Genomic DNA, 12,354 nt, shown 5'->3' with positions numbered 1-12,354 from the left:
ATCATGTCCTCCATCTTTTCTTCATGGAATGATGTGTTCTCAATCATTCCATTAAGAGAATCATGAAAGAAATAAAATCATTCAGTCAGGGACAGTTGATTCCCCAGACAGGGGATATTTATCCTTCCGGAATATGCCTGGGCCTGGTCACTTATTGGCTCATTGCATGCCATCGTCATGAAGAAAGCCAATTTTGGGCCGATATTGAACACAGCATCAGTCCGCCTCGCAATCAGCCCATTTCAAAAGCTCCTCTCATTTATGGAGAGGGGTACGCGGCAAAAGCCTCCGTTTTCCATGAACAAAACGACATGGCGGATGTCCTTGCCCGCAGCCGTCAAGCAATGGTTATCGAAGGGAAGATGGAGATGCTGCATAACAACTCGGTTCCTGCAAACTTCTTCGAAAAGAAATTTATGGATTACGCTATTTCCAAAATTTTACAAAAGGACGTTACTATTTCCGAGATTTTACAAAAGGACGTTACCTATACGATTTTGGCCATTTTTGAAGAACGCTGTGGGCACGCCATCGGTATTCACAACGAAAAGGGGAAGGTTCATCTTTTTGACCCCAACTTTTTCGTTCTGGAATGCGACAGCAAAACTGATCTGCCAGGGGATATAAAAAAGGCATTTGGAGAAATTAATAGTCCATACCACGACCGGTTTAACAAAAGTTTTTCCCTGGATGCTTTTTGTTAAGGAAAAACTGCCACCCATTCCCGGAATGAGTCCTTCGCAGCAGGAGGAAAATTCCTGACGGCAATCCCTCCCGGCTTCCATGAAAAGTTGAGAGGGATTTTCCTTTTCCATCACCGGCAAGTCTTCATTCTTGCCCTCCTGCCTCACAGGTGCGAAACCGTGTCCGGAGCCGGCCTCTACCGGGCTTGTTCCGCATTTTTCTTCATGATTTCCCTCCCATCCTGTAACATGCGCCCATGCAAGACAGAAGCAGCGGCTTTCAATGGCCTGCCCAGTGGACCCCTGATATCCTCGCCACCCTGATGTTTGTGGTGCAGGACGGAAGGATTCTCCTGATACGCAAGAAGAGGGGGATCGGCGCGGGGAAGGTGAACGGTCCCGGCGGGAAGTTTGAGGCGGGGGAAACGGCCCTCCAGTGTGTGCTGCGGGAGGTCCGGGAGGAACTCTGCATTGACGTTGCGGATGCCCGGGAAATGGGCGTGCTGAATTTTTCCTTCGCCTGCGGCACCATTCCGGAAATCCGCTGCCACGTGTTCATGGCGTCCTCTTTCAAGGGCACCCCTTCGGAAACGCCGGAGGCAGAGCCTTTCTGGTGCCCGGTGGACGAGATTCCCTACGATCTCATGTGGCAGGACGACCGGTTCTGGCTTCCCGCCATGCTTGACGGGAAACGGTTTGAGGCGTTTTTCACGTTTAAGGGGGACCGGATGCTGGAGTTTTCCCTGAAAACCGAGGACTGTTCCGGCAAGGAAAACCAGGCTCTTTCCCCCTCCCCTTCCCTCTGAGCCATCCGGAAGAAAGCCGAACTCTTTTCCATTCGTCTTTCCCCGGCGGCTCCAGTGTTCAGAAGGAGACGGAGACGCCCAGCGCCGCCTGGTGCTCCAGGAAGGATTCCCTGAAATGCGCCTGGTAGGAGGCGAAGACGGAGCATCTGTCATTGAAGACCATTCTGGACAGCAGCTTGACTTTGAATGACTGCTTTCCGGGAGAATAGCCCTTCCCCTTGTACCGGGATTCCCGGTATTCATCCCCTTCCCACCAGCCGTCCCGGAACGTGTAATGGGGATCGTTACGGTAGATGTCCGGGCAGTAGCTCCCGGACAGGGCATTAATCCATACGGTATTTCCGGACAGACGGAAAACGTGTTCCAGCGTCACTCCCATCGCCATGGACACGTTGTCAAACGTGCCCCGGTTGTCCCGCCGCTGGTTGTAATCATCATCGTCGTCCCAGTCGTCGTCATCCCACCAGTAATCCCCCCACCAGGAGGAATCGCCGTAGCCGCCTTGGTCATCCCTTTTCACCTTGTTGGCTCCGTGCACATACGTTACTCCCATAAAGGGGGTCACGCTGAAGGAGTTCGTCACCTGATAGCGCCAGGAGGCGGAAAACCCCGCCTGGAACGTTTCCGAGTCCCACTTGGAGGCGTTTCCCCACGCATCACTGTGGCGGCATTTGTTTTCCGTACTGCCGAAGGCCGCATTCGCGGCAAGAAGCAGGCTGGACCGCGGCCCCGTTTCCCGGAAGAAGGCGCCGTACAGGTTGGCCATCCACGCTGACTGCCGGAAGCGGTCCCCCTCCATGGGGCCGTCCGGATAGTCCGGCATTTCCTGAATGTTCTGGTGCCCGAACATCTGCCCGAATGCCAGACCCAGCAGGGAACCGGATTTTTCTCCATACGTGCCGTAGTCATACCCCAGCGCGTAGCCGGCGGCTGAGTAGTCAAAGGAAGGCTGGTTGTTCCGGATTCCGGCATCGCCAAAGCTGCCCAGGGCGCCCGCCCACAGGTTGGACGGCCCCTTCTGCCGGAAACGGGAGATATTTATCTGGGCGGAGGAGGCTTCCACCAGCGTCTGCACATAGGCCGCGGACGCCCACATGGAATCCAGCGTGGTTTCCGGACCGCTTTCCGGGAACTGGTTCCAGGATTCGGCGCGCACGGCAGGCAGGCATCCTGCCAGGGTCAGACTCCATAAGGAAATACGGGATAGTTTCATGATCGGGTATGATGGGTTTAATGGCCGGAGGTTGGAACCGGCCTTCACTTTTTCAAGCGCACGTTGGCGCCTGTTTTGTGTATCAAATGCATTTCCCATACTCCGGAAAACTCCTCCCTTCCCGTCCCCGCCTGCCGTTCATGCATTCCGGACCGGTGAGTATTTTTCCTGTTCTTTTTCTTCAGGAAACGCACCCCTTTGACCAGCTCCCGTTTTTCCCGTCACCGCAGGATAAGCGGAGGGGTTCCGCTTCTCCGTTCCGTCCTCTCCCTGCCTTCAATTTGTGTTCTTTAAGCTTTTCTTCACGGCTCAATAATGATAAAGGTGCGGGAGCAACCGTGTGATCCTTGATCGTTCACTTGCTGGCTATTTCAATTCATATTCCATTATTCGACATGTATACCCCTGAATTCAAAAACATCCTCACTTCCACCCTGGACGGACTGCGTGCGGAAGGTCTGTACAAGGAAGAACGCTTCATCGCCTCCCAGCAGTATTCCCAGGTGACGCTGAAGGACGGACGCTCCGTCATCAACATGTGCGCCAATAATTACCTGGGCCTGGCCAATAATCCGGAAGTGATGGAAGCCGCCAAGAAAGCCATTGACGAATGGGGTTTCGGCATGGCTTCCGTGCGGTTCATCTGCGGCACGCAGACCCTGCACCGCCAGCTTGAGGAACGCCTTTCCCAGTTCCTGGGCACGGAAGACACGATTCTGTTCCCCTCCTGCTTTGATGCCAACGGCGGCCTGTTTGAGGGCCTCCTGACCGCGGACGACGCCATTATTTCCGATTCCCTGAACCACGCCTCCATCATTGACGGCGTGCGCCTCTGCAAGGCCAAGCGCTTCCGCTACGCCAACAACGACATGGCGGACCTGGAAGCCAAGCTCCAGGAAGCGGACGCCGCCGGAGCGCGCGTGAAGCTGATTTCCACGGACGGCGTGTTTTCCATGGACGGCATCATCGCCCAGCTGGACAAGATTCATGAGCTGGCCGCCAAGTACAACGCCATCGTGCATTTTGACGATTGCCACGCCACGGGTTTCCTGGGCAAGAGGGGCCGCGGCACGCATGAACACTGCGGCCTGTTCGGCAACATAGACATCACCACCGGCACTCTGGGGAAAGCCCTGGGCGGCGCTTCCGGCGGCTACGTTTCCGGCCCGAAGGAAGTGGTGGACATCCTGCGCCAGAAGGCGCGCCCGTACCTGTTCTCCAACAGCGTGGCCCCGGCCATCGTGGCCGCCTCCATCAAGGTGCTGGACCTGCTGGAAGGTTCCACGGAAGCGCGCGACCGCGTGGAAGCGAATACCAGGTATTTCCGCGACGCCATGACGGCAGCGGGCTTCACCATCGGCGGCAAGGACCACCCCATTTCCCCGGTGATGCTGGGGGACGCCGTGCTGTCCCAGAAATTCTCCGCCCAGCTTCTGGACGAAGGCGTGTACGCCGTCGGCTTCTTCTACCCCGTCGTTCCCAAGGGGCAGGCCCGCATCCGCACGCAGATTTCCGCCGCCCACACCCGCGAACAACTGGACAAGGCGATTGAAGCCTTCTGCAAGGTGGGCAAGAACCTGGGGGTTATTTCCTGATTCCCGCACTCTCCATGACTTCGGACGCATCACCCATGCCCGGCGGCAATCTGCCGACGCTGCCCGTCAAACGGGTGGTGCGTCCCACTCCTTCCATTCCGGACCATGAGGTCGTGCGCCAGATAGGCAGCGGCGCTTACGGGGAGGTTTGGCTGGCCCGCTCCCTGACCGGGGCGTGGCGCGCCGTGAAAATCGTCTGGCGGGAGGATTTTGAGGATGAGCGCACCTTCAACCGGGAGTTTGAGGGCATCCTGCAGTATGAACCCATCGCCCGCAACCATCCGGGGCTGGTCCACATCCTGCACGTAGGGAGGCACGACCAGGATTCCCCGTTTTACTATTACGTTATGGAGCTGGGCGACGACGCCCGCACGGGCGTCCACATCACGCCGGACGAGTATATTCCCCGCACGCTCCAGACGGACAAGAAGTTTTCCGGCAACAAGCCGCTGCCCCTGGATTATTGCCTGGAGGTAGGCAGCCAGCTGGCCCACGCCCTGCTGTACCTGCACAGCAAGAACCTGACGCACCGGGACATCAAGCCGGCCAACGTCATTTTCGTCAACGGACGGCCCAAGCTGGCGGACATCGGCCTGGTGGCCCATCTGGACCAGCGCAGCTTTGTAGGGACGGAGGGGTTCATCCCCCCGGACGGTCCCGGCACCCGGCGGGCGGACGTTTATGCCCTGGCCAAGGTTTTATACGAGATCAGCACGGGGAAGGACCGCATGGATTTCCCTGAACTTCCGGATGATTTGCCGGAAGGCACCGTGCGCAAGAAGTGGCAGGCGTTCAATACCATCATCTGCCAGGCGGCGGAACCCCGCGTGGAGGAGTGCGCCATTGATTCCGCGGAAGAGCTGGCGGAGAAAATAGACGCCCTCCGGGGATATGAAGTGCCCTCCCGCTTCCGCCTTCATAAGAAAAAGAAGCGCCGCAAGCTCAGGCGCACCCTCCAGCTGCTGGCCGCGGCCGTAGCCGGAGCTTTCACCGCATACTGGGGTGCCCTGTGGCTCAACAGCAGCCAGCATCTTCTGGAAGAACCAGCCGCGGACGTCCGCCAGGACCCTCACGCCTCCGCCCCGGAGGAGGAATCCCGGACCGGATATGTGCTGGTGACCAGCTCCCCGGCGGGAGCGTCCGTTTATGATGCGGACGGCAATTACCTGGATGAAACGCCCTACGGCCCCATTGAACTGCCCTCCGGCGCTTCCGTGGCTTACACCATCAAGAAATCGGGCTTCGCGGACAAGGAGGAGGCGGGCACCGTCAAGGGAGGCTCCACGCTGGCCCTGGGCGGCGTGCTGAAGGAGTACCACCCCCCCACGGACAGCCAGCCGTGGAAGGATACGGAGGGCGTCACATACCTGCCCGCGGAAACCCGCCATGTGGCGCAAGGCCCCCTCACCGCCGCCCTGTTCAACAAATTCCTGAAGGAGGACCAGCAGAAGGGGAATTACCAGATGAAGCGGGAACAGACGGAACCGGGCCATCCTGAAAAGGACGTGGCCCTGCTCACGCAGGACGGCATCACGGCCTACCTGGCGTGGCTGAACAAGAAATGCGAACGGGAGGGACTGCTGGGCAAGGAGTTTTCCATCAATGCGGATCCCCTGCCGCAGACGTCCGGAAATACGGACGGCCACAGCGCCTACGTCCTGAACGTCACCCGCGTGTTCCAGGTCCCCATCACCGTCACCACCAATCCGCCGGGGGCCAGCGTCTTCTTCAACAACAGGCTGATCGGACGCACGCCCATTGAGGAATACGTCAACCAGGTGCCCTACGTGATTGAAATCAAACTGCCGGGGCACGCCACCATGCGGCGCCGGGGGCTGGACCCGCAGGATTTATACCTTTCCCTCCAGCTGGAGCCGGACAAATCCGTGATCTTCGGATCACCCTGGACCAACAGCCTGGGCATGCAACTGGCCCCGGTAGGGGGAAACGCCCTGGTCATGTCCCATGAAGTGCGCGTGAAGGATTTCCAGCAGTTCCTGAAAGCTACGGGGAGAAAAGCCCCGGCCCGGCCCGGCTTCCCGCAGGGGGAGAACCACCCGGTGGTTAATGTAAGTAGGCAGGACGCGCGCGCCTTTGCCAAATGGCTTACCAACAAGGAACGGGCCCAGGGGCTGATTGACCAGCATGATTCCTACCGCCTGCCCAGGGACGAGGAATGGAGCTCATGGGTGCGCCTGACGGATGAAAAGGGGTCCTCCCCCTATGAAAAGACGCTGCCTCATGAAAACTCCCGGGAGGTGTTCCCGTGGGGGTATTCCTGGCCTCCGCCGGATAAAACGGGCAATTTTGCGGACCAGTCCGCCCTGATTTACCTTCCTTCCTCCCGCGTCATCGTGGGGTATGAGGACGGACAGCCGTACACGGCCCCCGTGAAGACCTTCCCGCCCAACCACCTGGGCCTGTACGACCTGGAGGGGAACGTCATGGAATGGGTGGACGATTCCTACGGGGGGCCGGAGTCCCTCCCCATCCGCAATTACGGAGTGGCACGCGGAGGCAGTTACCTCTCCTTCCGCCCCAAGCAGCTCACCACCTCCATCCGCACCCCCCTGCCGGAAAACACGCGGGATGACGCGCTCGGCTTCCGCCTCATCCTGTCCTCCGACCGTCCCGCCGTTCCCACGGCACCCTGACGCCGGGGCATGCAACCTCTTCTGCAGCGGTTTTCCCCTGCTCCTCCGTTCCACGCAACAAGCCGTTCCCTAAAGGGAAAGGTCCGCTGCGGCCCGCAGGCCTCACGGCCTCTCCGGGAAAATGGTTGAAAGGGCCTCCCGTTATGCTACCTTTTCCCCGCACCCTTTTCCCGAATGAAAATCATCGCCATCGCCAACCAGAAGGGGGGAGTGGGAAAAACCACCACGGCCATCAACCTGGCCGCCGCCCTGGCCCAGCTGAAGAAGAAAATCCTGGTCATTGACCTGGACCCGCAGGCCAATGCCACCAGCGGCATGGGCATTGACGGAAAAGACATGCCCAGCCTGTACCCGGCCCTGCTCGGCCAGCTCCCGGCGGAAGAGTGCATTGTGCCTTCCGGCAGAAAACGGCTGGACATCATCCCCTCCACCATGGACCTGGCCGGCGTGGAAATAGAACTGGCCCGGTCCGGCAACCACCTGACCCGGCTCCGGGAAACGCTCGCTCCCCTGCGGGAGTCGGAAGCGTACGACTACTGCATCATGGATACGCCGCCCTCCCTGGGCGTTCTGATGACCTCCGCCCTGGCCGCCTGCGACGAAGTGCTGACGCCCCTGCAGTGCGAATGGTTCGGGCTGGAAGGCCTGGCCAAAATCCTGCACGTGACGGCGCAGATCTGCGCCAGCGGAGCCAATCCCCGCATCAGGCATGAAGGGGTGCTGATGACCATGTACGACGGTCGCACCAACCTCTCCCGCCAAGTCATTGACCAGGTGGAAAAACACCTGCCCCAGATGCTGTACAAGACGGTCATTCCCCGCTCCATCCGGCTAGGGGAAGCGCCCAGCTTCGGCCACACCATCTTTGAACATGATCCTTCCGGAACGGCGGCGGACGCCTATCTGAAAGCCGCACGGGAATTTATCAGGCGCCACAAATCCTGAAAACGTGAAGGGTCGGCTTTCACGGGAATGGACTTCATAAGCACGGCGTACAGGATGGGCAAGGCAGAAAGAATCCCCGCCTTCATCTCTCCCTTTAGGTTTATTCCTTCCATTCCACTTGCGCCGTTTTAGATACTACGCACAGGCGGCAGTCCTGATACGGAGGAAAACAGGCATTCACCTTGACTTGCCGCATCCGGCATATGAGAATGCCCGCAGCTTCCGCTTCAGGAACTTCCCCTCATGCCAGCAGAAGAAGGCCAGCCAGATGACCAGCCCCGGACGACAGGGCAAGTCCCGCCTCCCGCTCCGACGACAGGCCTGGAACAGATTCTGCCCGGCCGCCCCCCTCTTCCCCATGCGGAAGAAAAAGGCGCCTTTTTCGTTTACCAGCGGGAGCTGGCCCCCGGCACGCGCCTGGAACAGTATGAAATCATCCGCGTCCTGGGCAGCGGAGGCTTCGGCATCACGTACCTGGCCAAGGACCTGTTCCTGAACCGCAACGTGGTCATCAAGGAAAACTTCCCCTCCAGCTGCTCCTACCGGGACCCGCTGACCGGGCATATCCGGCCCAACAACGAGCACGACCTGGAAAACTACACCTGGGCCCTGAAGAGTTTCCTGAGCGAGGCCCAGACGCTGGCGGAACTCAACCATCCCGGCATCGTCAGAATCCTGTCCGTCTTTGAAGCCAACGGCACGGCCTACTTCGCCATGGAGCACATTACCGGGCTCTCCCTGGACTTTCTGGGGGAAAAGCTCCACAGCACGGGCCACCGTTACACGGAGGACGAACTCAAGGGGCTGCTGACGCGCCTGCTCCGTATTCTGGACTACCTCCATTCCCGGCACATCTACCACCGTGACATCAAGCCCGGCAACATCCTGCTGACGGAGGAGGGCACGCCCGTGCTGATCGACTTCGGCGCGGCGCGGCACGCCCTGAAGCTGCACGCCGCCACCGTCCTGACCACCCAGGGGTATTCCTCCCCGGAACAGGCTCTGGGAAAAACGAACATAGGCCCCTGGAGCGACCTTTATTCCGTAGGCGCCACCTTTTACGCCCTGCTCACCGGCCATCCTCCGGAACGGGCGGAAGTGCGCCTGTCGGAAGACGGCATGCAGCCCCTGCACAGTGATCCCGTGCTCACACGTTTTTATTCCCGCCAGTTCCTGCTGTCCCTGGACAAGGCGCTCTCCCCCCAGATCAACTGCCGCTACCAGACTGCCAGGGAATGGATTCACGACATCTGCGCCATTTCCGGGGAGGAATCCTCCGCCACCATCCATTTATCCCCGGCGGATATTCACTACATCCATCCGGAAGGGATGCCGCGCCCCTGCGCTGAAAAAAAACCGGGAAACAACCATCCCGCCGCCAGTCCGGGCGGCCTCCATTCCGCCTCCCGCAGGCTGTCGGCGCGCACCCTCCGCCGCAACCGCCACATGATGTACCTGATGGTGGGCAGCGCCTGCACCCTCCTGCTGGCCGCCGGAGCCGTCTACCTGATGGACTACGTGAAGAAGGCCCCCATGGGCACCACCATCAACACGATCAAGGAGGCCATCCAGCAACCCGCCGCCAATTCCAATGGACGGGAACTGCCGGCCCCGCCCCGGGACCTGGCGTCCATCCGCATTCCGGAACTTAAAATGACGGAAGACGCAGCGCTGGAACCGCGGACGCTCCAGGAATTCCACCTGCGCCTTGATGATACGATCCTCACCCGTTCCGGCCTCCCCTCCATCCTGCCGGAAAAACTGCGCATCTCGTGCATTTATCTTCAAATCACGCCGCCTTCCTCCGGCGGAGGGGAGCTCCACCTGACCATCCGGGACTCCAACGGCACCCTCGTGGACCGCTCCGTCAACCCGGTTCCCTCCTTCACGGTGCCGGGACAGTCCACCAGCACGTTCTTCTTCCCGTCCCTCCCGGAACTGTCCACGGACCGCGTTTACACGTACACCTTTGAAACTGCGGCCCACAAGGCCGTTCCCATGCAAATGTCCTGTTTCAAAAGCGAGGCGGAGCGCACGGAAGAGACATTCCCCAAGATCCGCTTCATCGCCGCGCCGCCTGCGCCGGAGCCTGCCCTGCTGCATGACCCGGTTTACAAGGGGCTGGTGGCGGCGGTCACTACGCCCACCCCGGGCCACGGAGACGTCCTGAACCATGCGGACATCACGCCGGACACGCTGGCGGCTCTGGAACAACTGTCCAGGGCCGGGTACCCCATTGCCCAGCAGGTATTGGGGAAAGCCCTCATGTCTCCGGACTGCCCCGGAGGCCCCCGGCCTGAAGAAGGCGTGGAATGGCTCTACCGTTCCGCCACCGGAGGATGCTATGAGGCCATGAAGGAACTGGGCATCCTGCTTATGGACATCCCCTCCTACTTCCCCCGCCTGCCCCAGCAGCCGCCCCTGGCCTCACGTGATTACGCCCAGGCGGCGCGGTTCCTGAGAATGGCGGTCCAGTACCGGGACCAGGAGGCCATGTACCTGCTCTCCCTCATGTACTCACAGGGGTGGGGCGTGCCCGCGTCCTCGGAACTTTCCCACCTCATGATGGAACGCCTCAACGGGTCCGGCTACCTCACGGACAGCCTGAACCCCAGGGCGGACATTGCGGCGTACTGGCTCCCCCTGCCGCTTGCCTCCGGAGAATCCACCATCCTGCGGTTCACCATTCCGGGGCCGTTTGCCCCCACCCGGCTCAAGGGCGTCACGCTGCATAACACCGGCATGAAAGACGCCTTCTCCATTAGTAAGATCAACATTCTCCAGCACGGGCGCCTCATTCTGGACATCATTTCCCCCCAGGAAGTATTGCCCGGCAAAAGCTCCGCCCCCATCGGCATCTCCATTCCGGAAGGACTGCTGGCGGATACTACCCTGCCCCTGGAGGTGGAAATCCTGCTGACGCCCGGAGCCAGCAGCGGCGTGGTGGAAATGCCACCACCCGCGGAAAAGAAACGTTCCAGAAACGGAACCAATTAAGGTTCAGTATCCTTTCATAAGGAACAGAAGCCGGGAAACCATAAAACATCCTTGATTCCCATCACGGGAATGCTACAAGAGGAACATGACTCCCTTTACCTGCCTGCGCCGCATGCTCCCCGTGCTGGCCGCCCTCCTGATGGCCTCCTGCGGCGATCCCACCGTCTCCTACTGGAAAAAAGCGGCTGACATCAATACGGAATATTCGGAAAAGAGCGACGCGCTTGTACAGCGCCTCCTGAAATTGAAAAAGAACCCCACCCTTCCGGGCCTGGCGGAAAGCAGCAGGGACGCGGCGGACCTGCTGCGGGAACGGGATGAAGAACTGGCGGACCTGGACACGAAAGACGTGGACCCCGCCGTGGTGGCCTATGTGGAGGAAGACCGCCGGCTCTTTGCCAGGGGGCGGGAACTGGCGGAACGCTACCAGCAATACTTTGAAAAATACCTCAAGGGAGGACCGGAATTCACGCCTGATCCTGTCCGCGCCGCCTCCCACATAGGCCGCGGACGGCAGGAAATACGCAGAATCCTGGCTGAAGCCCGGAAGCTGGAAGAAGGTGCGGAAACCCTGCGGAAGGAAAAATCCGCCGCCCTGGAGGCGGAACTTCCTCCCCTGCACTTCCGCCTTCCGGACATGAAGCAGCTGCTGTCCAACCGCTGACTGTTCCCGTGAACAGGGCGCGGAAAAGGCTATCTCCCCCAGGCTCCGGTTGATCTTTCCACCAATGCCGGGGAGAGGGACATTCTCCTCTGGAACCTCCCTGCCGCGCCATTCGGCGCTGCTTCCATATCATTCCGCTTCTATCCGTATTTTTCCGAATAAAGCTGATGGGATTCCACGCAAGCCTTCCGCAGAAACAGCGCATCTTTTCCAAAAACGAGATTGACACCCGCGGTTCTTTCCCCTAGTATCCGCGCACAACATCAGCGGCGGGGTGGCCAAGTGGTAAGGCAACGGTCTGCAAAATCGTTATTCGCGGGTTCGATTCCCGCCCCCGCCTCCAAGATGCTGTAATAAAACCGGTTCAAGTCGCGTTCGTCTAGCGGTCTAGGACTCCCGCCTTTCACGCGGGCAACACGGGTTCGAGTCCCGTACGCGATGCCAGGTTTTTCCTTTTCCTTCCGTCTTGAACCGGAATCTTTTTTACGCCATCCCCATGGTATGTTTCTGGATTCTCCCGCCCGTTGTGGTATATTGGCCCCGCCATGGCAGCCCAGAACGACATCACGCTGAACGGAGCCCCGTATGGACTGGCGGAACCCTGTTCCGTTTCCCGGCTTCTGGAACTCTTGAGCTTGAACAACACCCCCGTGGTGGTGGAACACAATGGCTCCGCCCTCCTTCCGCAGGACTTTCCCGGGGTGACCGTCGCTCCCGGGGACCGGGTGGAGATCGTGTCCATCGTCGCCGGAGGCTAGTACCCCGATTCCGATATTTCCTTCCCAATCCGCTGCAGC

At 59.7% G+C, this 12,354-nt stretch carries 9 protein-coding genes and 2 tRNA genes; 10 read left to right on the top strand and 1 reads right to left on the bottom strand.

Annotation, left to right across the window (positions count from 1 at the left end; genetic code table 11):
• Nucleotides 1-62: 62 nt before the first annotated feature.
• Both CXU21_RS00475 and CXU21_RS00470 read left to right on the top strand, forming a co-directional pair.
• Complete coding sequence (locus CXU21_RS00475; protein ID WP_102713667.1) at nucleotides 63-704, top strand: YopT-type cysteine protease domain-containing protein; 642 nt, start codon at nucleotides 63-65, stop codon at nucleotides 702-704.
• A 236-nt stretch (nucleotides 705-940) separates the two neighbouring features.
• Nucleotides 941-1,489 carry an 8-oxo-dGTP diphosphatase gene (locus tag CXU21_RS00470; protein ID WP_102724630.1) on the top strand — a complete coding sequence of 183 codons (549 nt, stop codon included), beginning with the start codon at nucleotides 941-943 and terminating at the stop codon, nucleotides 1,487-1,489.
• Between the two features lie 58 nt (nucleotides 1,490-1,547).
• Here the strand turns inward: CXU21_RS00470 and CXU21_RS00465 are convergent, their stop codons facing one another.
• The gene (locus CXU21_RS00465; RefSeq protein WP_180972559.1) at nucleotides 1,548-2,702 is read right to left on the bottom strand and encodes an autotransporter outer membrane beta-barrel domain-containing protein; all 1,155 of its coding nucleotides are present in this window, start codon (nucleotides 2,700-2,702) and stop codon (nucleotides 1,548-1,550) included.
• Nucleotides 2,703-3,097: 395 nt separating this feature from the next.
• Here CXU21_RS00465 and kbl point away from each other — a divergent pair, with 395 nt between their 5' ends.
• From kbl to thiS, 8 genes are all read left to right on the top strand, one after another.
• Entirely contained in the window at nucleotides 3,098-4,297 is a 1,200-nt protein-coding gene (gene kbl / locus CXU21_RS00460) for a glycine C-acetyltransferase (protein ID WP_102724628.1), read from the top strand.
• A 14-nt stretch (nucleotides 4,298-4,311) separates the two neighbouring features.
• Nucleotides 4,312-6,951 (top strand): SUMF1/EgtB/PvdO family nonheme iron enzyme, encoded by a 2,640-nt coding sequence (locus CXU21_RS00455; RefSeq protein ID WP_102724627.1) that lies wholly within the window; start codon nucleotides 4,312-4,314, stop codon nucleotides 6,949-6,951.
• 174 nt (nucleotides 6,952-7,125) lie between these two features.
• Nucleotides 7,126-7,896: a ParA family protein gene (locus tag CXU21_RS00450; RefSeq protein ID WP_102724626.1), complete on the top strand. Its 771-nt coding sequence runs from the start codon at nucleotides 7,126-7,128 to the stop codon at nucleotides 7,894-7,896.
• A 243-nt stretch (nucleotides 7,897-8,139) separates the two neighbouring features.
• The gene (locus tag CXU21_RS00445) at nucleotides 8,140-10,893 is read left to right on the top strand and encodes a protein kinase domain-containing protein (RefSeq protein ID WP_102724625.1); all 2,754 of its coding nucleotides are present in this window, start codon (nucleotides 8,140-8,142) and stop codon (nucleotides 10,891-10,893) included.
• Nucleotides 10,894-10,978: 85 nt separating this feature from the next.
• Complete coding sequence (locus CXU21_RS00440; RefSeq protein ID WP_102724624.1) at nucleotides 10,979-11,557, top strand: hypothetical protein; 579 nt, start codon at nucleotides 10,979-10,981, stop codon at nucleotides 11,555-11,557.
• Between the two features lie 268 nt (nucleotides 11,558-11,825).
• Nucleotides 11,826-11,900: transfer RNA gene (locus CXU21_RS00435), tRNA-Cys, on the top strand.
• Nucleotides 11,901-11,925: 25 nt separating this feature from the next.
• Nucleotides 11,926-12,001: transfer RNA gene (locus tag CXU21_RS00430), tRNA-Glu, on the top strand.
• A gap of 101 nt (nucleotides 12,002-12,102) precedes the next feature.
• On the top strand, nucleotides 12,103-12,315 hold the full coding sequence (gene thiS, locus CXU21_RS00425) for a sulfur carrier protein ThiS (protein WP_102713935.1): 213 nt from the start codon (nucleotides 12,103-12,105) through the stop codon (nucleotides 12,313-12,315).
• The last annotated feature ends 39 nt before the right edge of the window (nucleotides 12,316-12,354 follow it).

Origin of the sequence: Akkermansia muciniphila, from assembly GCF_002884975.1 — a bacterium.
GTDB lineage: Bacteria > Verrucomicrobiota > Verrucomicrobiia > Verrucomicrobiales > Akkermansiaceae > Akkermansia > Akkermansia muciniphila_C.
The sequence above is the reverse complement of the archived record's forward strand: the minus strand, read 5'-3'. Positions and strand labels throughout refer to the sequence as shown.